The organism is Micromonospora sp. NPDC007208, assembly GCF_042869175.1.
In the GTDB taxonomy this organism is placed as follows: domain Bacteria; phylum Actinomycetota; class Actinomycetes; order Mycobacteriales; family Micromonosporaceae; genus Micromonospora; species Micromonospora foliorum.
The window spans coordinates 25,249-47,098 of record NZ_JBIAFG010000027.1 but is presented as its reverse complement, the minus strand read 5'-3'; the positions used below and the strand labels follow the sequence as shown (position 1 = coordinate 47,098).

The following is a 21,850-nucleotide window of genomic DNA, read 5'->3' as shown; positions in this document are numbered from 1 at the left end:
CGGCCAGGCGTCAGGTCAACCCGACGGTCTCGATGTCGCACTCGATGCGCCGCTGACCCCGGGCGGCGTCCACCTCCGGGTGGTCCGGCCCGAACATCGCCTCCAGCGCCGCGGCGGCCTCGTCGAGCAGCGCGCGGCCACGAGCCTCCTCGCCCACCTCGATCAGGTCGACCGACGCGTTGACCGCACAGTAAAGCGTGTACGGGTGCCCCGGCCCCCGGAGACGACGCGAGTCCTCGAGGATCGCCTCGGAGAGGACCTGCGCCTGCTCCAGCCGGTGCGACCGGACCAGGTTGATCGCCTGCGCGGAACGCGCGCTCAGCAGGTAGGGGTGGGTGGGCGGCAGCGCCTCGCCCATCGCCTGCAGGGTGGCCGCACCCAACTCCCGGGCCTCACGGTCGAAGTTGCGAGCCCGCAGGATCACCCCGAGGTTGACCGCGGCGCAGAGCGTGACCGGATGCCGCTCCCCGAAGACGGCGCGGAAGGTGGCGTGCCCCTGGGCGGCCAGGGCGTACGCCTGGGTGGCGTCGCCCGCCGCGCGCATGGCGTTGGCGCAGGTCATGCCCGCCTCCGCGGCCAGCACATGGTCGGTCCCGAAACGGCGCGTCACCAGCCGGTAGTTGGCCGCGCCCTCGCTCACGGCGGCGTCGAGCCGCCCGGTCTTGCGCAGGCAGGCGATGTGGATGCAGGTGGCACGCAGCACGGTGAGGTGCTCGGCGCCCAGCAACGAACGCTGCACCGGCAGGGAGCTGTCCAGCAGTTCCAGCGCGTCGGCGTACCGGCCCAGGAGGTAGAGGTCGCGTGCCTGGGCCTCCTGGGCCAGCACCAACGCGTAGGTGCCGTCCTCGGCTGCCGCACCGGCGTGCCGTGCCACTTCGAGGTTGAGCTCGTACGCCCCCTCGAAGTCGCCGATCAGGCGAAGGTTGATCGCCATCGAGTTCATCACCCGCAGCGTGCTCGGATGTCCGTCGCCGAGCACCCGGCGGTGCACGTCGAGGTTGCGCCGGTCCAGGTCGGCAGCGGCCGCGAAGTCGCCGATCCGCCGCAGGTCCGCGCCGACGCTGTTCGCCGCGCCCAGGGTGTACTCGTGCTCCTCACCGAGGCTCGTCCGCATCCGCTCCAGCGCCTCAAGGCCGAACTCGGCCGCCCGCGGGTCGGCGAGCAGCCGCAGGGCGTCCGCGTACCGTCGCATGGCCAGCAGGGTCAGCGGATCGCCGCTGCGCTCGCCGTCGGGGCCGGGCTGGTCCCAGGCCGCCAGGATCTCCTCCGCGAAGTCCCGACAGCCTTCGAAGTCGCCCAGGTTGTAGATGTAGCGCAGCTGGTCCATCGCCGTCCGGCGGGCCTCCAGGTCACCCTGGATCAGGCCTGCGACGCGGACGTGCGGCGCGATGTCGGCATGGCGTGGCCAGGTGCTCCGGTCGTCGGGGAAGCCGGGGTTGGCGGCGGCCAGCAGCCGGCGGGCGTTCGTCAGCGCGCTGTCGTCGCCCTGCTCGGCGAGCCCCTCCCGGAGGACCGCCTGCACCAACCGGTGCACCTGTACGTGTCGGCCCGCGTTGTCCGCCTTCGCGAGCCCGAGGGACGCCAGTTGCCGGATGGCCCGGGCTATGTCGTTGCGCTCCTGCAGGCTGGTGCGGAGCGGTTCGTCCAACTCGGCGCGCCGGCCCTCCCAGAGCAGGCGCATCGGGATCGGGTCGGGGCTGAGGAAGGCGAGCAGCTGGATCAGCTGCGCGGCGGCGAGATTCTGCTCGCGCACCGCTGCGAGCGCCATCGACACCACAGTCAACACGGTGCCCCGGTACTGCCGGGGCTGCCCCTCACCCAGCAGCTCCCGGGCGTGTTCCTTGAGGTCGACGAGGTACTCGTCGACCGACGACAGCATGGTGAGCAGCCAACTGGCGGCCTGTTCCAGGGCGAGTGGCAGGTCGCCAAGCTCGGCGGCGAGCCGGCGGGCGTCGTCAGGGGTGGTCGCGGGACGCCGTTTGAGCAGCAGTTCCACGCTCTCGGCCCGGGTGAACACGTCGACGTCCAGGGTCAGGGCGCTCGCCGACCAGGCCATGTTCCGCGACGTGACGAGGACGTGGCCGCGTTCGCCGACGAGGTTCGAGGAGGGCATGAGCGGAGCCAGCTCGTGCGGGTCGTCGGCGTTGTCGTAGACCAGCAGCCAGCTGAGCGAACTCGTCGACAGGGAGTCGAGCACCGTCCGTACGGTCTGCTCCAGGCTGGCGCTCGCCGCCAGGCCGAGCCGCTCACCGAGGGCCGCGATCGAGGTACGCAGCGCGCTGAGATCCTCGGCGGCCATCCACCAGATCAGCTGGTAGCGGTCCGCGTACCGGTAGGCGAACTCGACCGCGAGCTGGGTCTTACCGACCCCACCGACACCGCGCAACGCCGCTTCCGGCAGCACCGAAGCCCGGTGCTGCGACGAGAGCAGCTCGTCGAGCTCGACGAGCTGCTTCTCCCGGCCGGTGAAGTACAGGTTGCGCGGTGGGACGCCGCCCCGGATGAGAGTTCGGGATCGTTGGGGCGTCGTCTCCTCGATGATGATCGTCCTGCGCATGTCGGATTCAGGTTCCTCTCCACCGGCCTCGGCCGGTGCCGCCTGGTGCGGGGATCGTAGCGACGTCCAGTGCGCCTTCGCAGCCACGCGCAGATCGTCGAGGTCGGTGGTGGTGAGCCGCAGGGCCGCCGCCGCGTCCCGCAACCACTGCTCCAACGGCTTCGCGTCCGACTCGAGACCGGCGAGGACCAGGCCCGCCAGCGCCACGGCGGCCGGAACCCGCCAGTCGCCCACCGGTTGCCAGCCGACGGCGCTCACCAGGCCGGGCAGATCCTCTGGTGACAACGGACGGTCCGCGACGGCCGTGACGGCCGCGGTCAACACCTCGGTCGGGACGTCCGTGAGCAACTGCGCGAGGAGCCAGGAGAGGTAGATCTGCTGGGCGGAGGCGACCGCGGCGGCACCCGGGTGGAAGTTGGCGATGACCTGCAACAGCGTGGACAGGCCCCGCGGCTCCTGCGCGCAGGCGCGCACGATGAGGTAGACGTCGTAGCGAACCTCTGGGTGCCGGGGCACCGACAGTGGCTTACGCAGCTCCCCCTCGACCTCGTCGAGGTAGAGCGCACGGGTTTTTCCGTCGTTGATCGAACTCATCGACAGCAGTGCGTCGCAGATGGCTTGCACCTGGGCGTTCGGCATCCGGGGCGTCGTCACCGATTGTCCTCCGTACCCGTCAGCAGACCGAGGCTCTCGGCAAGGTCACGAAAGGCCCGCAGTGGTTTGCTCGCCGACCCTTCCGTCAACAGCAGGACGCGATAGAGAGCCGCGATCCCATCCTCGTATTCTAAGCTCGTCCGAATCAGGCCGAACATGTCGAGACCCAATGGTCCGAATGGGTTCACCATGCGACTGATGTGCGATGGCAACGACTGAATGACCAATTGACGGCTGTCGGGGTGCCGGAGTACGGGGATTTCCTCCAGCAGACGGGCCAGCGCCGTCTTTTGCGCGAATGTGGGCGGTGCGGGTGCCGGCCGGGGCGTCGCCCGGGCAACGGCTGGCCGCAGGCCGGGCGGCAGCAGGGCAGACCACTGCCCGACCGGCAGCATCCAGCCGACCACCTGCTGGCCGACGCTGATGCGGGCCAGCACCATGCCCACCACGGCACCAGCCGAGTCGTACACCCCGGACCCACTGAACCCCCGGTCGATCGCCGGCGTGGCGGAGGAGATGCGGTCGAGCTGGCGCCACCCGGTGCTCGCATCGACCGGACCGACGGCCCGCGCCATCACCGTGACGGACGCCGGGGTGATGGCGGAGAAACCCACGATCCGCACGTCGAACTCGTCGTCGCCGCGATCGGCCAGGGTCGCGGGTGCCGACGGTAGCGGTGTGGCGCAGCGCAGGACCGCCAGGTCGCCGTCGCCCGTCGGGCCGACACCCTTGGACCAGGTCACCTCGGCGGCGACCCGGGTGTCGGGGTGGCTCGGCGTGTCGACGAGCAACCCGGGCTGGTCCGCCCCGGAGCCGTCGTCGACGACGTGCCAGCAGGTCAGCACCAGGTCGGTGGTCAGTTGGATGCCCGCGCCGACGACCAACGAGGAGCGGCCGTCGAGGATCCGTACCCGGCCGGCGAGCGACCGGATGCCGGTCATGCGTGCTCCGCCGACCACTCGACCCGGATGGTCGGCTGCCGGCGGCCGGCACCGCGGTCAGTCATTGCGCGACGTTCTCCTGCGCGCCGGTCCCGTCCTCAGCCTGCGCCGGTAGGACGGGAACGGGCGAGGTCCAGATCAACTTGACCTTGAGGTGGCCCTGCGCGCTGGTGCGGGCGACCACGGCGCCGGCCTCCGCGGTGAGGGTGACACCGATCTCGACCTCGACCTGGTCGGGGCGCACCGCCACCCCCCGGACCAAGCCCAGCGCCGCGTCGAGCGCGGGCTTGATGTGGGCCAGTGCCGTTTCCAACGTCTGCCGGGCGGGGCGGATCCGGTCGAGCAGACCGACACGTTCCAGATCGGTGCCGGTGTGTTCCTCGACGAGGAGAACACCATGATCCGTCTCGAAACGAAGGAGATCCGCCACGTGACGAATTCTCGCCGAAAGATCGTTCGGAATCGGTGTCAGATCACTGACAGGAGTCATTGCATGCACCCTGCGCCGACACGGAACACTTCTGCTTGCCATCACCACCGGGGCCTGTCAGCCTGGCGGAATGCAGGACACGGCAACCTTCGAGGATCTACTCCGCGAAGGCGTTGACGCATCCGTGGACGGTTGGGACTTTTCCTGGTTCCACGGCCGCGCGACAGAACAGCGGCCGTCCTGGGGATATCTGAAACTCATGGCAGCCCAGATGAGGGTGGCCCGCGCCGCACTGGACATCCAGACCGGCGGCGGCGAGGTGCTCTCCGAGGTGCCCGCGTTTCCACCGGTGACGGTGGCCACCGAACACTGGCCGCCCAACCTCCAACTGGCCCGGCGCGCGCTCGAACCGCGCGGCGTGTGGGTGGTCGACGTCGCCGAGGACGCTCCGTTCCCGTTTCCCGACGAGACGTTCGATCTGGTGGTGAGCCGACATCCCAACGTCGTGCTCTGGGACGAGATCGCGCGGGTGCTCACCCCCGGCGGGCGGTACCTGGCCCAGCAGATCGGCCCCGGCTCGAACCGGGAGTTGGCCCAGTTCCTCACCGGCCCCCGCGAGATCGGCGACGAACGCAGCCCGGCCCGCGCCGCCGCCGACGCGCGGGCCGCCGGCCTGATCATCGACGAGCTGCGGCACGAAGCGCTGCCGACCACCTTCAACGACGTCGCAGCGGTGGTGCACTTCCTCCGCAAGGTCATCTGGACGGTGCCGGACTTCACCGTGGACCGCTACCGGGCCCGCCTCGCCGACCTGCACGACCACATCCGTCGCCACGGTCCGTTCGTGGCCCACGCCCAGCGCATCCTGGTCCGGGCGCACAAACCCGCGCACTGACGCGGCCCGCTGACGCCGCTGGGCGGAGCAGACCCCCCGAACGGGTACCAGCCGGACCGGCCGGCAACGGATGAACCGCGGCCGGCCGGGTAAGCGGCAACCTTGCCTGGTGGGGAGACGACCGGTGTCGCGGTGCGCCGCGACCGGGCGCCCGGGCGGGCGGCGAAGGCCGGCCCGCCCGGCGTTCCCGGGATCAGTTCGAGGAGATCCAGTTCCAGGCCGAGACGACCCACTCGGTCTGCTGGAGCCACGCCACCCCGAGGCCGGCGAGGAACACCGCCGTCGCCAGGTGGGCACCTCGGGCGGTGCGCCGGACCCGACCCAGTTGCCGCTCCAGCACCACCCGGCCAACCAGCCGGAACAGGGCGAACAGGCCGACCGCCACCAGCAGGCTGAGCACCAGCACCAGCAGCGGCCCGCTCAGGTCACCCTGGCCGGACAGCGCCCAGATCCCCCAGCACACGAACGCGAAGAGGCCGGCCGCCGCACTCCACTCACCGCCGCGACGCAGTTGCGCCATCCGCGAGCTCAGCGAGCGGCGGGGCACCGGTTCACCGGGCCAACCGGTGCCGGTCGGCTCCTGCTCGACCACCGGGAACGGCTCCGTCCGCGGGGTGCGCGGCTCTCCCACCGGAGCGACGCCCCGGCGGAACCCGTCACGCTGCGGCGGCACCCCGACGCCGGCCTGCGGTGGCACCTCCACGGTCCGCTCCGCCCACGGCTGCGTCTGGTCTGCCATCTCGTCCTCCCCCTGACCGACGGCACAGCACCGCCTGGATTCGAGGGTAGCCAGCCGGCAAATCGGTCGCCGACCCCGGCCGGGACGCGAGGCCCCGCGACCGTGCCGGATCAAACCCCCGCAGGGTACGGTCGGCTGATGGGTGACCCCGACCGACGACGGCGACGGCTACGCCACCAGGGCGACACCGAGACGGCCAGACCGGGTGCCGACGCTCCGACGGTCAGCACCCCGGGCGTGCATGACGGCGGCGACCCGCCGCCGCGACGCAGGAGCACGGGCGGCGACGAGCGCGACGGCGAGCGAGGGCTGCGCGGGTTGGTCGGTTCCGGCTCGTCCCAGGTGGGGCTGAGCGCCGCGCTACGGGCCCGGGACGCCGCCCGCCCCACCGACGACGACCTGGCCGAGGCGGAGGCCCGGGTGGTGGTCGTCCGGCGGAACTGGGTGCCCCGCGAGGAGTTGCCCCGCTCGCCGCGCTAGGCGCCGCACGGTCAGGGCAGGTCGGGCAGCTTCCGGGTCCGCTCGTACTCGGCAACCTGGGCGATCCGCCGGGCGTGCCGCTCGTTGCCGGAGAACGGCGTGTTCAGGAACGCCTCGACGATGCCGGTCGCCTCGTCCAACGTGTGTTGGCGGGCACCGATGGCAACCACGTTCGCGTCGTTGTGCTGACGGGCCAACTGAGCGGTCTCGACGCTCCAGGCCAGCGCGGCGCGGACGCCAGCGACCTTGTTCGCGGCGATCTGCTCACCGTTGCCGGAGCCACCGATGACCACGCCCAGACCCGTCTCGTCGGCCACCACCTGATCGCCGGTGTGCAGGCAGAACGTGGGGTAGTCGTCGTCCGGGTCGTAGCCGTGCGGGCCCACGTCGACCACCTCGTACCCCTGCATGGCCAGATGGTTGGCCAGGTGCACCTTCAACTCGAAACCGGCGTGATCGGATCCCAGATAGACGCGCATACCGGGCAGTCTGTCAGGCCGCGCTCGGGGACGTCACAGGGGCGGCGTCCCCGAGCCGGGTTCGTCACACGGTCGTGGGGGTGGCGCTCAGCGGGGCAGCTCGGCGACGACCAGACCGCCGCGCGCCTTCGGGGTGAACCAGGTGCTCTTGCGGGGCATCTTCTCCCTGGCCAGGTTGACCGCGACGAAATCCGCCACGGTCACCGGCGCGATCAGGATGGCCAGCTCGGCCCGCCCGGCGTCGACCTCACCGGTGAGCCAGCTCGCCGGGTAGTCACCGCCGACGTAGGTGATCCGCTTGTCGCCCGGGTCCAGACCGAGAGCGTCGCGCAGCACCAGCCGCTCGACCAGGGCGTGGTCCAGGTTTTCCAGGCGGGCGGAGGCGGTGGCGGGCAGGCGCACCGCGTACCCCTGGCCGTCGAGGCGGAGGTGCACGGTGCCGCCGGCCCCCGGGACCTCGACCGGGCCGTCGATCGGCGCGACCTCGGCGCCCGCGGCCCGCAGCCGGTCGAGCAGCTCGGTCGGTGTGGTGGTCAGCTCGCTGACCAGCCTGTTGTACGGCTGGATGGCCACCGACGCGGGGGTGGTGACCACGGCCAGGAAGCGCGACAGCCCCCCGGTCTGGGCGGCCAGGCTGCGGTGGTTGCCGTCCGCGACGACCAGGTCCCCGCCACCGGCGAGCGCGGTCAGCGTGGCCTGCTCCGGGCCGGGGCCGAGCAGCCAGATGGCGTGCGTGCGCCCCGCCTGGTCGGTGTCCGTCGCGGCGGGCGCGCCGGCCGTGTCGGTCGCCGCCGCGAGCGCGGCGTGCAGCTCGTCGCCACGCCCGGTCTGGAGCAGAAGTACGGGTGAGAGCAGGTGGCCCAGCGCGTCGGCCAGCGCCACCCGCTCGCGCACCTTGGCGATGAAGACGTCCTCGTTGCGGATGACCAGGCCCGGCTCGTCCGCCCGGGTGGAGATCTGGTCGGTGTCCACCATCGCGAACAGCCCGTACGCCGGCTCCTCGCCGGGCGCGCTGATCCGGTAGAGCACCACCACCTGCTCGGCGGGGGTGTAACTGCCGTCGGCCTTGGCCTCGGCGAGGCGGGCCACCGCGTCCGGCAGCGCGTCGAGGAAGGACTTGCCCAGGCTCTGCGGGGCGCGGTGCGGCATCTCGATGCCGAGAGCACTGTGCGGGTTCGACTCGATGATCGCGGTGATCTCCGCGTCGTCGGCGAACTCGTCGTAGTTTTGCGCACCGGTGCCGCCAGTGGTGACCCAGGCCCGGGTGATCGGATGCACGACCGTCATGCCCACTGACGCTACCGGCGACGGTGTCGCCGCCGGCGGGGACCCGCGGGGCGTCCACCAGATGAAAGCGCCGGGTCGGGCCCGGCTGGTCAGCCGGCGCGGTCGGAGGTGCCCCGGCGGTGCCGACCCGCGCTCGCCGGCCCACCGTTGCCGCGTCGACCGCTCCCGATCGGCCCGGTGTTCACGGCACGGCGGGGCGACGCGGGTGGCCCCGGCACGGGACGGTCCGGGGGCGGCGTCGGCACGGGCCGCGGGCTCAGCGGCGGCGTCGGTACCGGGCGCGGAGGAGCCGGCGCCGGCGGCGGGGGTGCCGGTTCGGCCGGTGCCGCCCCCGCCGGCACCAGGGCCGGCGCTTCGGTCGGCACGGCGTCGACGGGCGACGGCAGCGGGTCGACCGACGCGGGCGGGGTGAGCCGGGAGGTCACCGGGACCCGCGCCACGCCCACCACGATGGGCGGCGCGAGCAGATCCACCAGGTGGGCGGGTAGGTCCGGGCGGACCGTCGGCCAGCGGGAGTCGTCGACGGACCAGTAGTCCGCACCGGGAGTCTCGATCACCCCCTGCCGGGTCAACTGATCGTCACCGGACGCACGGTGCTTGGCCATCGGGATTTGCCTCCACGAACTGCGGCGTGCGGCCCTGCGGGTCGCTGCGGCGGACACCGAGGGAAACGACGCCCCCCGCCTCCCGGTGACGCCACACCCGTGCGCCGACCTCGACACCCGACCCGAAACGCCCCCGTCCGCGCAGCTGACGACGCACGGACGGGGGCGTGGTGGTCGTCGCTCAGTCGAAGATCGGGCCCTGCTCGCGGGTGCGCTTGAGCTCGTAGAACCCCGGGGTGCCGGCGACCAGCAGCACGCCGTCCCAGAGTCGACCGGCGGCCTCCCCCTTCGGAGCCGGAGTGATCACCGGGCCGAAGAACGCGACCGGGGCGCCGTCCGGGCCGGGCGCGTGCACGACCGGAGTGCCCACGTCCTGCCCGACCGGGCGCATGCCCGCCTCGTGGCTGGCCCGCAGCGCCTCGTCGTAGTCGGTGCTGTCGGCGGCCGCGGCGAGCGCCGGGTCGAGGCCGGCCTCGGTGAGCGCGGCGACGTACAGCTCCGGACCCCGCTCCTGCTTCTGCAGGTGGATCCGGGTGCCGAGCGCGGTGTAGAGCGGGCGCAGCACGTCGTTGCCGTGCAGTTGCTCGGCGGCGATGCAGACCCGCACCGGGCCCCAGGCGGTCTTCAGGAACTCCTTGTACTCCTCGGGCAGCTCGTCCCGGCCGTCGTTGAGCACGGCCAGGCTCATCACGTGGAAGCGGATGTCGACGTCCCGGACCTGCTCGACCTCGAGCAGCCAGCGGGAGGTGATCCAGGCCCACGGGCAGGCCGGGTCGAACCACATGTCGGCGGTGACACGGTCGGTCACGGTGAGATCCCTTCGCGACGGGTGGCGCCGACGGTCGGCGTCTCAGGAGAATCCTCACCCCGCAGCACATCGACCGGCACCCGAATGAGAGCGTGACCTCGGCCACCGCGGGCTGCCCGTACATGGAAGACTCGAATCGGGCCGGCCGTCACGAGCGGTAGGCGAACGGGCGCCGCCGGGCGTACGGCGACATGTGGGATGGAGACGAACAGTGCCGGGAGTGCGCAACCTGACGCAGGTCGAGGCGACCGAGCGGGCACGCCTGCTCGACGTGACGGGGTATGACATCAGTCTGGACCTGTCCACCGCCGTGCTGGCGGCCGACGGCCGCACGTTCAGGTCGACGACCGAGGTCCGGTTCCGCTGCTCCGAACCGGGCGCGAGCACGTTCATCGAGTTGGCCGCCGAGTCGGTGCGGTCCGTGACGCTGAACGGCACGCCCGTCGACCTCTCCGACTGGTCCGCCGAGAAGGGCCTGACCCTGTCCGGGTTGGACAGCGACAACGTCCTGGTGGTCGACGCCGACTTCGGTTACTCCAACAGCGGTCAGGGTCTGCACCGGACGGTCGACCCGGTGGACGGCGAGACGTACCTCTACAGCCAGTTCGAGACGGCCGACGCGCAGCGGGTGTTCGCCTGCTTCGACCAGCCCGACCTGAAGAGCGTCTACACCTGGCACGTCACCGTGCCGGCGCACTGGCGGGCGGTGTCCAACATGCCGGTGCAGCGCGAGGAGCCGGCGGGTGAGGCGCTCAAGACGCTGCACTTCACCGAGTCGCCCCGGATGAGCACCTACATCACGGCGATGTGCGCCGGGCCGTACCACGAGGTGCGCGACGCTCACGACGGCATCGACCTGGGGGTGTTCTGCCGGGCGTCGATGGCACAGTACCTGGACTCCGACGACCTGTTCCTGATCACCAAGCAGGGCTTCGACTTCTTCCACGAGAAGTTCGGCGTGCGCTACCCGCTGCCCAAGTACGACCAGCTCTGGGTGCCCGACTTCAACGCCGGCGCGATGGAGAACTTCGGCTGCGTGACGCACGCCGAGTCGCACTACCTGTTCCGCTCGCAGGTCACCGACTTCGAGTACGAGCAGCGGGCCAACACGATCCTGCACGAGCTGGCCCACATGTGGTTCGGTGACCTGGTCACCATGCGCTGGTGGAACGACCTCTGGCTGAACGAGTCGTTCGCCGAGTGGGCCAGCCACTGGTGCAACACCAACGCGACCCGGTTCACCGAGGCGTGGACGACCTTCCTGTCCATCCGGAAGAACTGGGGCTACCGGCAGGACCAGCTCTCCTCCACCCACCCGGTCTACACCGAGATGCCGGACATGGAGGCCGTGGAGGTCAACTTCGACGGCATCACCTACGCCAAGGGCGCGAGCGTGCTCAAGCAGCTCGTCGCGTACGTGGGTGAGGAGCCGTTCGTGGCCGGGCTGCGGGCCTACTTCGGCAAGCACGCCTGGGGCAACGCCACCTTCGACGACCTGCTCACCGAGCTGGAGGCCGCATCCGGGCGGGAGCTGCGCAAGTTCGCCGCGCAGTGGTTGGAGACCGCACAGGTCAACACGCTGCGGCCGGAGGTGACCATCGGCGCGGACGGCACGTACGAGCAGGTGCTGGTGCGGCAGGAGGCGCCGGCGGCGTACCCGACGCTGCGGACGCACCGGATCGGCGTGGGCCTGTACGACCTGACCGATGGGCGGCTGGTCCGTCGGGAGCGGTACGAGGTCGACGTGACCGGCGAGCACACGGATCTCGCCCCGCTGCGTGGCGTCCGGGCGGCCGACGTGTTGCTGCTCAACGACGACGACCTCAGCTACACCAAGCTGCGCCTCGACGAGCGTTCGATGGCGACCGTGGTGCAGCACATCGGTGGCTTCGACTCGTCGCTGGCCCGCGCACTGTGCTGGACCGCCGCGTGGGACATGATCCGCGACGCCGAGTTGTCCGCCCGCGACTACGTGGCGCTGACGCTGAGCGGGCTGCCCGCGGAGACCGACATCAACCTGGTCACCGCCACCCTGCGGCAGGCGACCACCGCGCTAACCCTGTACGCCGACCCGGCCTGGGCGCCGACCGGCTGGGCCGACCTGGCCCGTACCGCCCGTGACGCACTCGCCGCCGCCGAGCCCGGCAGCGGCTTCCAGCTGGCCTGGGCCCGTGCGTTCACCTCGGCGGTCCGCTCCGAGGAAGACCTGGCGACGCTGCGCGGTTGGCTGGACGGCGCCGGCGTGCCGGCCGGGCTGACCGTCGACACCGAGCTGCGCTGGTCGGTCCTCGAAGCGCTGGTGGCCAACGGTGCCGCCGGCGCCGCCGAGATCGAGGCGGAGCTGAGCGGTGACCGCACGGCCAGCGGCGAGCGGGAGGCCGCGTACGCGCACGCGTTGATTCCGACGGCCGACAACAAGGCCGCCGTGTGGGACCTGCTCACCGGCCCGGACGCGCTGCCCAACTGGCGGCACCGGGCGCTGTTGCAGGGCTTCGCCCACCCGACGCAGGTGGAGCTGGTCGCCCCGTACCGGGAGCGCTACTTCGCGGCGGTCGGCCAGGTGTGGGCCACCCGGGACAGCGAGCCGGCACAGGAGTTCGCCCAGCTGGCGTACCCGACCTACCTGGTGGAGGACGACACGGTGGCGGCCACCGACGCGTGGCTGGCCGGTGACGGGCACCCCGCCCCGCTGCGTCGGCTGGTGGCCGAGGGCCGCGACGGCGTGGTGCGGGCGCTGAAGGCCCGCGCGAAGGACGCCGCGCAGAGCTGACCAGCGAGTACGCGGCCCGGGCCGGCGTGGGTGCGAACCCTCGCCGGCCCGGGCCATTATGGTTGCGGAAGGAGGTGGACGTGATGGCACAGCCAACCGACGAGTGGCGGCCCCCCGCGCGCGCGTGGCGCGAGCAGGATCTGTTCGCCCTGCCTGAGGATGGGAACCGCTACGAAATCATCGACGGGAGCCTGCACGTGACCCCACCACCGGGTTTCGGTCACCAGGAATTGGCGGATGAACTGCGGGCAGCCCTGCGAGCGGCGGCACCGACCGGATGGCGGGTTATCCGGGAGGCGGGGCTTCGCGCGATCGAGAGCAACCTCATCCCTGATGTCACGGTGCTGAAGCCGACGGCCCCTGCGGACGGCGCCTGGGTCGAAGCAGCGGATGTGGCACTCGTCGTCGAGGTGGAGTCACCGAGCAGCCGTCGGCATGACCGGTTCACCAAGCCTGCGCTCTACGCCGAGGCCGGCATTCCTGCGTACTGGCGGGTCGAGCGCGGTGACTTCGGCCCCGTGATCTATCGCTACGAGCTGGTGAAGGGCGTTCACTACAACCTGCTCGGCACGGTCGGCCCTGACGACCCGGTGCGGATCGACGAGCCCTGGCCGATGCGCCTTGATCCCTCCGCCTGGCCCCGCTGAAACACCATTCCGGAACACCGAAGCCCGGCCCGCCGAAAAGCGGGCCGGGCTTCGTCGTATCTGGAAGGGGTCAGCCCTTGCCGGCGTGGCTGGCGAGCTGGTCGAGGCCGTTGATGATGCCGCCGGCCAGGTCACCGCCGCTGAACGCGCCGACCATGGAGAGCGCGGCCAGCTTGGCGTACGTGTCGGGGATGCGCTTGCGGGCGTACCGCCCGGTGATGATCTCCAGCTGACGCTGGTTGGGCGACACGGCGATCAGCACCGACTTGTCGGGCTCGGCGAGCTGACGGTGCAGCCGCTGGGCGTGCTCGCGGATCGGCTCGTCGAGACCGCCGACGAAGACCGAGAAGACCAGGCCGGTGCCCTTGTCGGCCAGGCGCAACGCCTCGTCGATGCGCAGCAGCTGGCGGGTCGAGAACGGCCCGTCGAGCACCTCGGGCGGATTTTCCGACCCGGCCTGCTTCTCACCAACGGTCACTTGCGCCTCCGGTTCCACCGGCCGGCGCCTCGACGCTGGCCTTCTCAAGCTTGTGGCTGGTCAGCGCGGGCGCCTGCGCCCCCGCCGTCAGCGCGGTGCCGGCCGAGTCGGCCAGCTGCTCCGGGCGGCCCAGGAACCAGACCGGAGTGAAGTCGAAGGGCCGGCCCGGCCGGTAGCGCTTGGCGCCACCGCCACCGCCGGTGGCACCCCCGCGGCTACCGGCGTACGACAGGCCGGCGATGACCAGCACCGCGGCCAACGGGATGCCGACGAAGACCAGCAACGTCTCGGTAACAGACAATCCCAACGCCCCCAGGCGGAAGAAGGACGACCTCGAACAACCGGGTCGGATGGACGCTCACGCTGCCGACCGCCCGACTCCGTCGCCATTCACGTTAGCGGAGTCGACGGCCCGCCAGATTGCGGGGTGCCGATCCCATCCGTCACTGGAGTTCTCCAGTTGCGCAGCGGTAGCGATAAGCCGCGCGTCGTCGCCGTACCGGCCGGTGAGCAGCACCCCGACGGGCAGGCCGTCGGTCGTGCTGCCCAGCGGCAGCGAGACGGAGGGATCACCTGTGACGTTGAAGATGGCGCAGTAGGGCGAGAACCGGCGTTGCCGGTCGAAGTCGGCGGCCGGGTCCGCGTCGGCGGTGAACCAGCCGACCGGTGCCTGCGGGGCGGCCAGGGTGGGACAGAGGAGCAGGTCGCAGCCGGCGGTGCGACGGGCACCGAGGCGCACCTGCGCCTGCAACTCACCGAGGGTGGCGGCCAGGGTGCCAGCGGAGAGCTCGGCGCCCCGGGCCCGCAGCAGCCGGGTCAACGGCAGCAGCTCCACCTCCCGCTGCGGCGGCACCGGGGCGAGCGCCAACACGTACCAGATGATCTCGAACAGCGGCCATGCCGCCGGCCCGAGCGGCGGCGGCACCTCGACCACCTCGTGGCCCGCCGCCGTGAGGAGCGCGGCGGCCCGGTCCACGGCGGCCACGCAGTCGGGGTGCACCGGTTCGTCGGCGAGCATCGGCGTGGTGAATCGGCCGATCCGCAGCGGGCCGGGCTCGGCCCGACGCGCGACGGCCAGGTAGCCGCCGGGCGGCGCGGGCGGCGGCAGGTAGGGCTCGCCGGGCACCGGGACGGCCATGACGTCTAGTAGCGCGGCGACGTCGGTGACCGTCCGCCCGAGCGGGCCGCTGGTGGGCAGGCCGAACGCGCCGGAGCCGATCGGCCCGCCGGAGACGAGGCCCCGGCTGGGCTTGTAGCCGACCAGGCCGCAGAGCGACGCCGGGATGCGCAGCGAACCACCGCCGTCGGACCCCTGGGCGACCGGGACCAGCCCGGCCGCGACCGCCGCCGCCGCGCCGCCGCTGGACCCGCCGGCGGTGTACGCCAGCTGCCACGGGTTGCGGGCCGGCGGCGCGACCCGGCCCTCCGAGTAGAGCGAGCAGCCCAGCTCGGAGGTGGTCGTCTTGCCCAGGCTGACCAGACCGGCGGCCTTGATGAACCGGACCACGTCGGCGTCGACCGGCGGGACGAAGTCGAGGAAGGCGGCCGAACCGAAGGTGGTGCGTACCCCGGCGGTGAGCGTCAGGTCCTTGATCGCGGTCGGCACGCCGTGCAGCGGGCCGCGCTCCTCGACCGGCACCGCGTCGGCGGCACGTGCGGCCTGCCGGGCCAGGTCCGGTGTGACGGTGACGAACGCGCCCACGGTGTCGCCGAGCGCCGCCACCCGGCGCAGGGAATGCTCGACCAGGTCGACGCTGGACAGCTCGCCGCGGGTCATCGCGGCGGCCTGCTCCAACGCGGTCAGGTCGTGCGGCTCGGCCATGCCCTCATCCTGCCCGCCGGGAGCGGCTGCCGGCGGGCCGACACGGCGTCCGACCGTCAGTCCAGCGTGCCCGCAGGCGCCACCCATTCACTGCGAGGTCCACCGATATCGCTGATCAGATCGAAATCCCGGTCGTAGTGCAGAACGGTCGCGGAGTATTCGGCAGCGGCCGCCGCGACCAGGATGTCGACTGGGCTGGCCGCCCGATGGTGACCACGGGCCGTCAGCGCCAGTTGCAGGTCGCGCGCCCTAGTCGCCAAGGCCGGAGTGATCGGAAGGTCGATCATCAGCTCTGCACGGCGTGCCCGCACCGTCATGGCGTCACGGAAGTCGCGGGCGCTTCGCCCGTTCTCGAGGTCAAGCGGAACGCAGGTCGCCGCGAGCCGTTCCTCGAGAATGGTCGTGATCCGCTTAGCCACCGCCGGCTGGCGGAGGCGACTCCAGGCCGACGTGTCGATGAGGTAGAGCCCGGCCGGTGGGATCACGCGGCGTCCTGCTCGCCGCGCGGCGTCTTGTCGTCCTCGACCAGGCCGGTCCAGTCCTGCTCGATAGAGATCGAAATCAGCTCCCGGATGGCCTCCATCCGTTCGCTGCGCTCCGCGACGAGCCGGAGCGCCGCGTGGATCGTGTCCTTCTTGCTCTTGGTGCCCAGCTCGAGGCGGGCACGTTCGAGCAGCTCATCATCAAGGTCGATAACCGTCTTCATGGGCCGAGTATATATTCGGATACCAGCCTTATATACGCGACAGGCCGAGGAAGCGCAGGGCGTTGGCCGACAGGAGCTTGTCGCGTTGGTCGGCGCTGAGGAAGTCGGCCGCGTGGACCACCGCGCCGGCCGGCCGTTCGCCCAGCGGGTACGGGTAGTCGCTGCCGACCAGCACCCGGTCCTCCCCCAACGTGTCGACGAGCAGCCGCAGCGCGGGCGGCGCGAAGACCACCGAGTCGACGCTGAACCGGTCGAGGTAGCTGCTGGGCGGGCCGGCGGACGCGCCCCGGACCAGGTCGCCACGGCGCTGCCAGGCGTTGTCGGCGCGGCCGAGCCAGAACGGGAAGCTGCCGCCGCCGTGCGCGAAGCAGATCCGCAGCGTCTCGGGCACCCGGTCGAAGACGCCGCCGAGGATCATCGCCAGCACCGACAGGTGCGTCTCGGCGGGCATCCCGGTGAGCCAACGGGCCATCCAGCGGTCCAGTCGCGGCCCACCGGGCATGTCCCACGGGTGGACGAAGACGGGTGCGCCCACCTCGGCGCAGTGCTGGAGGAAGGTGACCACGCCGGCGTCGTCCAAGTCCCGGTCGCCGACGTGGTTGCCGATCTCCACGCCCACGTGCCCGGCGGCGAGGCTGCGGTCCAACTCGGCGCAGGCGGCGTCCGGGTCCTGGAGCGGCACCTGGCAGAACGGCACCAGTCGGTCACCTCCGGCCGCGGTGACCTCCAGGGTCAGGTCGTTGAAGATCCGGGCGACCTTCACCGCCTGGTTGGCCGGGCGGTCGTAGCTGAAGAAGACCGGGGTCGGCGAGACCACCTGCACGGCCACGCCATCGGCGTCCATGTCGGCCAGTCGGCGCGACGCGTCCCAGCACTCGGCGCCGACCGGGCGGAACTCCGTCTCCCCCACCATGATCATGGCGGCCCGCTCGGAGTCGACCCGCAACCACGGCCAGCCGGACCCGCCGCAGGCCGCGCCGAGGTCCGGCCAACCCTTCGGTACGACGTGCGTGTGCACGTCCACCATGCCTGCGGGCATCAGCCCTTGCCCGGGTGCAGGGTGCCGCAGTTGGCGCAGGTGCGCGCCTGCTCGTCGGCGTAGAACGCCTGGAACACCGGGGGCAGATCGGCGGCGATGTCGCGGACCTGCAACTCCACCTCGTGCACCTTGCTGCCGCACTCCGGGCAGTACCACTGGAACGTCTCCAGCGTGCCCTCCTCGCGGACCCGCTCGACGACCACGCCGATCGAGCCGGCCTCCGGCCGCTGCGGCGAGTGCGGGGTGTTACGCGGCAACATCCACATCTGACCCTCGCGTACGTGCACCGTACGCGGCCCCTCCGGGGTGACCAAGTTGATGTGCATGTTGCCCTTGACCTGGTAGAAGAACTCCTCGTACGGGTCCACGTGGAAGTCGGTGCGCTGGTTGGGCCCACCCACCACCATCACGATGAAGTCGTCCCCGCCGGGGAACATCTCCTTGTTGCCCACCGGGGGCTTGAGCAGGTGCTGGTTGTCCGCGATCCAGCCCGGAAAGCTGAACGGCTCGGCGATCTCACTCACGACTGACCTCCCGAGGGAAGAAGGGCCACGGCCTGGATTTCGATCAGCAGGTGCGGGTGCGGCAGCTGGTGCACCGCCACCGTCGTACGGGTCGGTCCGGAGGCGTCGAAGAACTCGGCCCACACCTCGTTGTAACCACCGAAGTCGTTCATGTTGACCAGGTACGCCGTCACCTGGACGAGGTCGGTGAGGTCCGCGCCGACCGAACGCAGCAGGTCCCGTACGTTCTCGATGACCGCCCGCGTCTGCACCCGGATGTCGAGGTTTGTGGTGCCGAACCCGTCCACCTCGACACCGGCGAAGGTGTTGTCCGCTCGCCGCGACGACGTACCCGAGACGAAGACGAACCCACCGGCGACCTTGACGTGCGGAAATGCCCCCCGCGGGACGGCCTTCCCGGCCACCACCCGGGCGGTCACGACGACGCCCGGAGCGAGGCCGTGCCGAGCTTCTCGACGACGGCACGGACGTGGGCGCCGGGGCGCAGCGGCACAGCGGCGGTGGCGGCACCGGCCAGGAAGACCCAGCCGGGCTCCAGTCGCACCCCGTGCCGGCCCGCCAGGCGGATGCCCTCGTCGAGCGCCCGGCGTGGATCACCAAGGATCGCCGCCGTCGAGCCGACCTGCGCCACCCGCCCGTCGACCTCCAGCAGCACGCCCAGGTTGTCCAGGCCGGCGGGCACCGGCGACCACGGCCCGATCACGAAGGCGGCGGCCGAGGTGTTGTCCGCGATCACGTCCGGCAGCGAGAAGCGGAAGTCCGCGTACCGGGAGTCGATCAACTCGATGGCCGGGGCGACCGCGCGGACCGCCGTGGCGAAGTCGCCGACCGGCTCGCCCGGCTCGGGCAGCCGGTCCAGCAGGAACGCCACCTCCGGCTCGACCCGGGGATGGATGTACGCGGCCGGGTCCACGGCACCGCCGTCGGGCACCCGCATCGCGTTGGTGAGCCGCCCCCAGATCACCTCGTCCACGCCGACCTGGGCCATCTTCGCCCTGCTGGTCAGCCCCATCTTCAACCCGACCAACCGCTCACCGGCGTTCAGCCGGCGTTGCAGCAGCGCGGCCTGCACGGCGTACGCGGTGTCCACGTCGAGGCCGGTCTCGGCGGCGAGCTGCGGGATCGCGGTGGCCGTCTCGGCCGCCGCGCCCAGCTTGTCGGCGATCCCGACAATGTCCACGCCGATCATGAGTGCTCCTCCTTGCCGACCAGGTCGAGTGCCACGTCCACGATCATGTCCTCCTGGCCGCCCACCATCCGGCGGCGGCCCAGCTCGACCAGGATCGACCGGACGTCCACTCCGTACTTCGTGGAGGCCCGCTCGGCGTGCCGCAGGAAGCTGGAGTAGACCCCGGCGTACCCCAGGGAGAGCGTTTCCCGGTCCACCTGGACCGGCCGGTCCTGGAGCGGGCGGACGATGTCGTCGGCGGCGTCCATCAGCGCGAACACGTCGCAGCCGTGCTTCCAGCCGTGCAGCTCGGCGACCGCCACGAAGACCTCCAGCGGGGCGTTTCCGGCGCCCGCGCCCATGCCGGCGAGGGAGGCGTCGACGCGGACGGTCCGGCCATGCGGCGCGTCCGGGCCGGCCGGCGCCGACCCGGTGACCCGGCCGTGCTCGACGGCCAGCACGCTGTTGGCCACCCCCAGCGACAGGTTGTGGTGGGCGTGGATGCCGATCTGCGTCTCCGGGGCGAGGACCTGCCGGTACGCGTCGACCCGCTGCGCCACGTCGGACATCAGCAGCCGTCCGCCGGAGTCGGTGACGTAGACGCAGTGCGCCCCGTACGACTCCATGAGCTTGGCCTGCCCCGCGAGCCCGGCCGCGTCGTTCATGTGCGACATCATCAGGAACCCGGCCACGTCCATGCCGTTCTCCCGGGCCCAGGAGATGTGCTGGGCGGAGATGTCCGCCTCCGTGCAGTGGGTGGCGATCCGGACGCTTGTCACCCCGAGCGCCTTCGCGGCCTTCAGGTCGGCGATCGTGCCGATGCCCGGCAGCAGCAGGGTGGTCAGTTTCGCAGAGGTCAGCACCTCGGCAGCCGCGGAGATCCACTCGGCGTCGCTGGCGGCCCCGTGGCCGTAGTTGACGCTGGACCCGGCGAGGCCGTCACCGTGCGCCACCTCGATGGCGGCCACCCCGGCGGCGTCCAGCGCGGCGGCGATGGTGCGTACGTGGTCGACGGTGTACTGGTGGGCGATGGCGTGCATGCCGTCGCGCAGCGTCACGTCCTGGATGTACAGCTCGGTCACGGCGCGGCCACCTCCGAAGAACGCCTGGCGACCAGCCGCTCCGCGGTACGCAGCGCGGCCGAGGTCATGATGTCCAGGTTCCCGGCGTACGCGGGCAGGTAGTGCCCGGCACCGGAGACCTCCAGGAAGACCGACACCTGCAGGGCGGTGAGCCGCCGCCCGAACGTCGGCAGGTACGCCTCGACCCGGTCGAACTGCACGTCCTGCTTGAGCCGGTAACCGGGGACGTACTCCTGCACGGTCGCCACCATCTCCGCGACCGAGGCGGCGATGGCGTCGGTGTCGGCGTCGGCGTCCGGGCAGAGGCAGTAGACGGTGTCCCGCATCAGCAGCGGCGGGTCCGCCGGGTTCAGCACGATGATCGCCTTGCCCCGCTCGGCACCCCCCACCACCTCGATGGCCCGGGCCGTGGTCTCGGTGAACTCGTCGATGTTGGCCCGGGTGCCCGGCCCGGCGGACTTCGACGCGATCGACGCGACGATCTCCCCGTACGCCACCGGGGTCACCCGGCGCACCGCGGCGACGATCGGCACGGTCGCCTGCCCGCCGCAGGTCACCATGTTGACGTTCGACTCGTGCAGGTGCTCGTCGAGGTTCACCGGCGGCACCACGTACGGGCCGAGCGCGGCCGGGGTCAGGTCGACCACCGTGCGGCCGTGCGCGCGCAGCACCTCGTCGTGGCGTCGGTGCGCGCCGGCCGAGGTGGCGTCGAACACCAGCTCGACGTCGGCGAACTCGGGCATCGCGACGAGACCGTCCACGCCCTCGGCGGTGGTGGCGACGCCGAGCCGGCGAGCGCGCGCCAGGCCGTCGGAGGTCGGGTCGATGCCGGCCATCGCCACCATGCGCAGGCTGTCACTGAGCCGCAACACCTTGATCATCAGGTCGGTGCCGATGTTGCCCGATCCCAGCACCGCCACGTTGGTGGTCACTGGTTGCCTCCCTTGCTGAAACAGGTCCGCACCGAGCCGAGCCCGGAGATGCGGGCCTCGTACGCGGCCCCCGGGGTGACCGGGACCATCGGACCGAGCGCCCCGGAGAGCACCACGTCCCCGGCGCGCAGCGGGTCGCCGGCTCGGGCGAGGGTGCCGGCCAGCCACTGCAGGGCGTGCAGCGGGTTGCCCAGGCAGGCGGCGCCCGCGCCCACCGAGACCGGCTCGCCGGCGTGCTCCAACACCATCCCGCACAGTCGCAGGTCCACGTCGGCGAGCCGGCGCGGCGTGGTGCCGAGCACGAAGAGCCCGCTGGAGGCGTTGTCGGCGACGGTGTCCACGATGGAGATGTCCCAGGCGGCGATCCGGGAGTCGACGATCTCGATCGCCGGCAGCACGTGGTCGACCGCGCGGATCAGGTCGACGGTGGTAAGCTGCGGGTTCGGCAGGTCCTTGTCGAGCACGAAGGCGATCTCCGCCTCGACGCGGGGCTGGAGCAGCCGGTCGATGGGCACCTCGACCCCGTCGCCGACAGCCATGGCGTCGGTCAGCATGCCGAAGTCCGGCTGGAACACCCCGAAGGTCTCCTGCACGGCCCGCGAGGTCAACCCGATCTTCGCGCCGACCCGGCGTTCGCCGCGGCCCTGCCAGGCCCGCGCCTGGAGCTGCTGCACCCGGTACGCGGACTCGACGTCGCCCTCCGGCAGCAGCCGCCCCCGAAGGGGAGCGCACGGCTTGCCGGTGCTGCGGGCGTCGGCCAACTCCCGGTTGGCGGCCTCGATGTCAGCTTCCATGCCCGCTCCCTCG

The 21,850-nt window shown here is 71.7% G+C and carries 24 protein-coding genes; 4 read left to right on the top strand and 20 right to left on the bottom strand.

The window, feature by feature from the left end; genetic code table 11:
* Positions 1 to 10: 10 nt before the first annotated feature.
* The 3 genes from fxsT to ACFYL6_RS32410 all read right to left on the bottom strand — a co-directional run bounded on the left by fxsT (position 11) and on the right by ACFYL6_RS32410 (position 4,582).
* A complete protein-coding gene (gene fxsT / locus ACFYL6_RS32420; protein ID WP_387177025.1) occupies positions 11 to 3,211 on the bottom strand; it encodes an FxSxx-COOH system tetratricopeptide repeat protein in 3,201 nt (1,066 codons plus the stop codon).
* Positions 3,208 to 4,152 carry a trypsin-like peptidase domain-containing protein gene (locus ACFYL6_RS32415; RefSeq protein WP_387177024.1) on the bottom strand — a complete coding sequence of 315 codons (945 nt, stop codon included), beginning with the start codon at positions 4,150 to 4,152 and terminating at the stop codon, positions 3,208 to 3,210. Before ACFYL6_RS32415 ends, fxsT begins: the two co-directional genes overlap by 4 nt.
* A 61-nt stretch (positions 4,153 to 4,213) precedes the next feature.
* The gene (locus ACFYL6_RS32410) at positions 4,214 to 4,582 is read right to left on the bottom strand and encodes a CU044_2847 family protein (RefSeq protein ID WP_387177023.1); all 369 of its coding nucleotides are present in this window, start codon (positions 4,580 to 4,582) and stop codon (positions 4,214 to 4,216) included.
* Between the two features lie 130 nt (positions 4,583 to 4,712).
* On the opposite strand from ACFYL6_RS32410, the gene ACFYL6_RS32405 reads away from it, so the two are divergent.
* Entirely contained in the window at positions 4,713 to 5,477 is a 765-nt protein-coding gene (locus ACFYL6_RS32405) for a class I SAM-dependent methyltransferase (RefSeq protein WP_387177022.1), read from the top strand.
* 193 nt (positions 5,478 to 5,670) lie between these two features.
* Here ACFYL6_RS32405 and ACFYL6_RS32400 read toward each other — a convergent pair whose 3' ends face one another.
* On the bottom strand, positions 5,671 to 6,216 hold the full coding sequence (locus ACFYL6_RS32400) for a hypothetical protein (protein WP_387177021.1): 546 nt from the start codon (positions 6,214 to 6,216) through the stop codon (positions 5,671 to 5,673).
* Positions 6,217 to 6,354: 138 nt separating this feature from the next.
* On the opposite strand from ACFYL6_RS32400, the gene ACFYL6_RS32395 reads away from it, so the two are divergent.
* Complete coding sequence (locus ACFYL6_RS32395; protein ID WP_387177020.1) at positions 6,355 to 6,696, top strand: hypothetical protein; 342 nt, start codon at positions 6,355 to 6,357, stop codon at positions 6,694 to 6,696.
* 11 nt (positions 6,697 to 6,707) lie between these two features.
* Here the strand turns inward: ACFYL6_RS32395 and ACFYL6_RS32390 are convergent, their stop codons facing one another.
* The 4 genes from ACFYL6_RS32390 to ACFYL6_RS32375 form a co-directional block, all read right to left on the bottom strand.
* Positions 6,708 to 7,175, bottom strand: a complete 468-nt coding sequence (locus ACFYL6_RS32390) for a ribose-5-phosphate isomerase (RefSeq protein ID WP_238658372.1) — start codon at positions 7,173 to 7,175, stop codon at positions 6,708 to 6,710.
* 87 nt (positions 7,176 to 7,262) lie between these two features.
* Positions 7,263 to 8,462 carry a DUF1015 family protein gene (locus ACFYL6_RS32385; RefSeq protein WP_387177019.1) on the bottom strand — a complete coding sequence of 400 codons (1,200 nt, stop codon included), beginning with the start codon at positions 8,460 to 8,462 and terminating at the stop codon, positions 7,263 to 7,265.
* 89 nt (positions 8,463 to 8,551) lie between these two features.
* Complete coding sequence (locus tag ACFYL6_RS32380) at positions 8,552 to 9,067, bottom strand: hypothetical protein (RefSeq protein ID WP_387177018.1); 516 nt, start codon at positions 9,065 to 9,067, stop codon at positions 8,552 to 8,554.
* Between the two features lie 181 nt (positions 9,068 to 9,248).
* Complete coding sequence (locus ACFYL6_RS32375) at positions 9,249 to 9,875, bottom strand: DsbA family protein (protein WP_387177017.1); 627 nt, start codon at positions 9,873 to 9,875, stop codon at positions 9,249 to 9,251.
* A 220-nt stretch (positions 9,876 to 10,095) separates the two neighbouring features.
* On the opposite strand from ACFYL6_RS32375, the gene pepN reads away from it, so the two are divergent.
* Both pepN and ACFYL6_RS32365 read left to right on the top strand, forming a co-directional pair.
* Positions 10,096 to 12,645: an aminopeptidase N gene (gene pepN, locus ACFYL6_RS32370; protein ID WP_387177016.1), complete on the top strand. Its 2,550-nt coding sequence runs from the start codon at positions 10,096 to 10,098 to the stop codon at positions 12,643 to 12,645.
* A gap of 83 nt (positions 12,646 to 12,728) precedes the next feature.
* Positions 12,729 to 13,292: a Uma2 family endonuclease gene (locus ACFYL6_RS32365; protein WP_357712609.1), complete on the top strand. Its 564-nt coding sequence runs from the start codon at positions 12,729 to 12,731 to the stop codon at positions 13,290 to 13,292.
* Positions 13,293 to 13,362: 70 nt separating this feature from the next.
* Here the strand turns inward: ACFYL6_RS32365 and ACFYL6_RS32360 are convergent, their stop codons facing one another.
* The 12 genes from ACFYL6_RS32360 to ACFYL6_RS32305 form a co-directional block, all read right to left on the bottom strand.
* Positions 13,363 to 13,770, bottom strand: coding sequence for a DUF5130 family protein (locus ACFYL6_RS32360; protein ID WP_124856680.1), 408 nt, complete (start codon positions 13,768 to 13,770; stop codon positions 13,363 to 13,365).
* Entirely contained in the window at positions 13,757 to 14,053 is a 297-nt protein-coding gene (locus tag ACFYL6_RS32355) for a hypothetical protein (protein ID WP_334502302.1), read from the bottom strand. The genes ACFYL6_RS32360 and ACFYL6_RS32355 overlap by 14 nt, the downstream gene beginning before the upstream one ends.
* A 75-nt stretch (positions 14,054 to 14,128) precedes the next feature.
* Positions 14,129 to 15,592, bottom strand: a complete 1,464-nt coding sequence (locus ACFYL6_RS32350) for an amidase (RefSeq protein WP_387177015.1) — start codon at positions 15,590 to 15,592, stop codon at positions 14,129 to 14,131.
* 56 nt (positions 15,593 to 15,648) lie between these two features.
* Complete coding sequence (locus ACFYL6_RS32345; protein ID WP_112584147.1) at positions 15,649 to 16,077, bottom strand: PIN domain-containing protein; 429 nt, start codon at positions 16,075 to 16,077, stop codon at positions 15,649 to 15,651.
* The gene (locus tag ACFYL6_RS32340) at positions 16,074 to 16,298 is read right to left on the bottom strand and encodes a type II toxin-antitoxin system VapB family antitoxin (RefSeq protein WP_112584146.1); all 225 of its coding nucleotides are present in this window, start codon (positions 16,296 to 16,298) and stop codon (positions 16,074 to 16,076) included. The genes ACFYL6_RS32345 and ACFYL6_RS32340 overlap by 4 nt, the downstream gene beginning before the upstream one ends.
* 28 nt (positions 16,299 to 16,326) lie before the next feature.
* Positions 16,327 to 17,337 (bottom strand): amidohydrolase family protein, encoded by a 1,011-nt coding sequence (locus tag ACFYL6_RS32335; RefSeq protein ID WP_387177014.1) that lies wholly within the window; start codon positions 17,335 to 17,337, stop codon positions 16,327 to 16,329.
* Positions 17,337 to 17,861: a 3-hydroxyanthranilate 3,4-dioxygenase gene (locus ACFYL6_RS32330; protein WP_112669228.1), complete on the bottom strand. Its 525-nt coding sequence runs from the start codon at positions 17,859 to 17,861 to the stop codon at positions 17,337 to 17,339. Before ACFYL6_RS32330 ends, ACFYL6_RS32335 begins: the two co-directional genes overlap by 1 nt.
* Positions 17,858 to 18,280, bottom strand: coding sequence for a RidA family protein (locus ACFYL6_RS32325; protein ID WP_238669047.1), 423 nt, complete (start codon positions 18,278 to 18,280; stop codon positions 17,858 to 17,860). Before ACFYL6_RS32325 ends, ACFYL6_RS32330 begins: the two co-directional genes overlap by 4 nt.
* On the bottom strand, positions 18,277 to 19,050 hold the full coding sequence (locus ACFYL6_RS32320) for a 2-keto-4-pentenoate hydratase (RefSeq protein ID WP_387177013.1): 774 nt from the start codon (positions 19,048 to 19,050) through the stop codon (positions 18,277 to 18,279). Before ACFYL6_RS32320 ends, ACFYL6_RS32325 begins: the two co-directional genes overlap by 4 nt.
* Complete coding sequence (gene dmpG / locus ACFYL6_RS32315; protein WP_387177012.1) at positions 19,047 to 20,111, bottom strand: 4-hydroxy-2-oxovalerate aldolase; 1,065 nt, start codon at positions 20,109 to 20,111, stop codon at positions 19,047 to 19,049. Before dmpG ends, ACFYL6_RS32320 begins: the two co-directional genes overlap by 4 nt.
* The gene (locus ACFYL6_RS32310) at positions 20,108 to 21,043 is read right to left on the bottom strand and encodes an acetaldehyde dehydrogenase (acetylating) (RefSeq protein ID WP_387177011.1); all 936 of its coding nucleotides are present in this window, start codon (positions 21,041 to 21,043) and stop codon (positions 20,108 to 20,110) included. The genes dmpG and ACFYL6_RS32310 overlap by 4 nt, the downstream gene beginning before the upstream one ends.
* Positions 21,040 to 21,837 (bottom strand): 2-keto-4-pentenoate hydratase, encoded by a 798-nt coding sequence (locus ACFYL6_RS32305; protein ID WP_387177010.1) that lies wholly within the window; start codon positions 21,835 to 21,837, stop codon positions 21,040 to 21,042. Before ACFYL6_RS32305 ends, ACFYL6_RS32310 begins: the two co-directional genes overlap by 4 nt.
* Positions 21,838 to 21,850 lie beyond the last annotated feature (13 nt).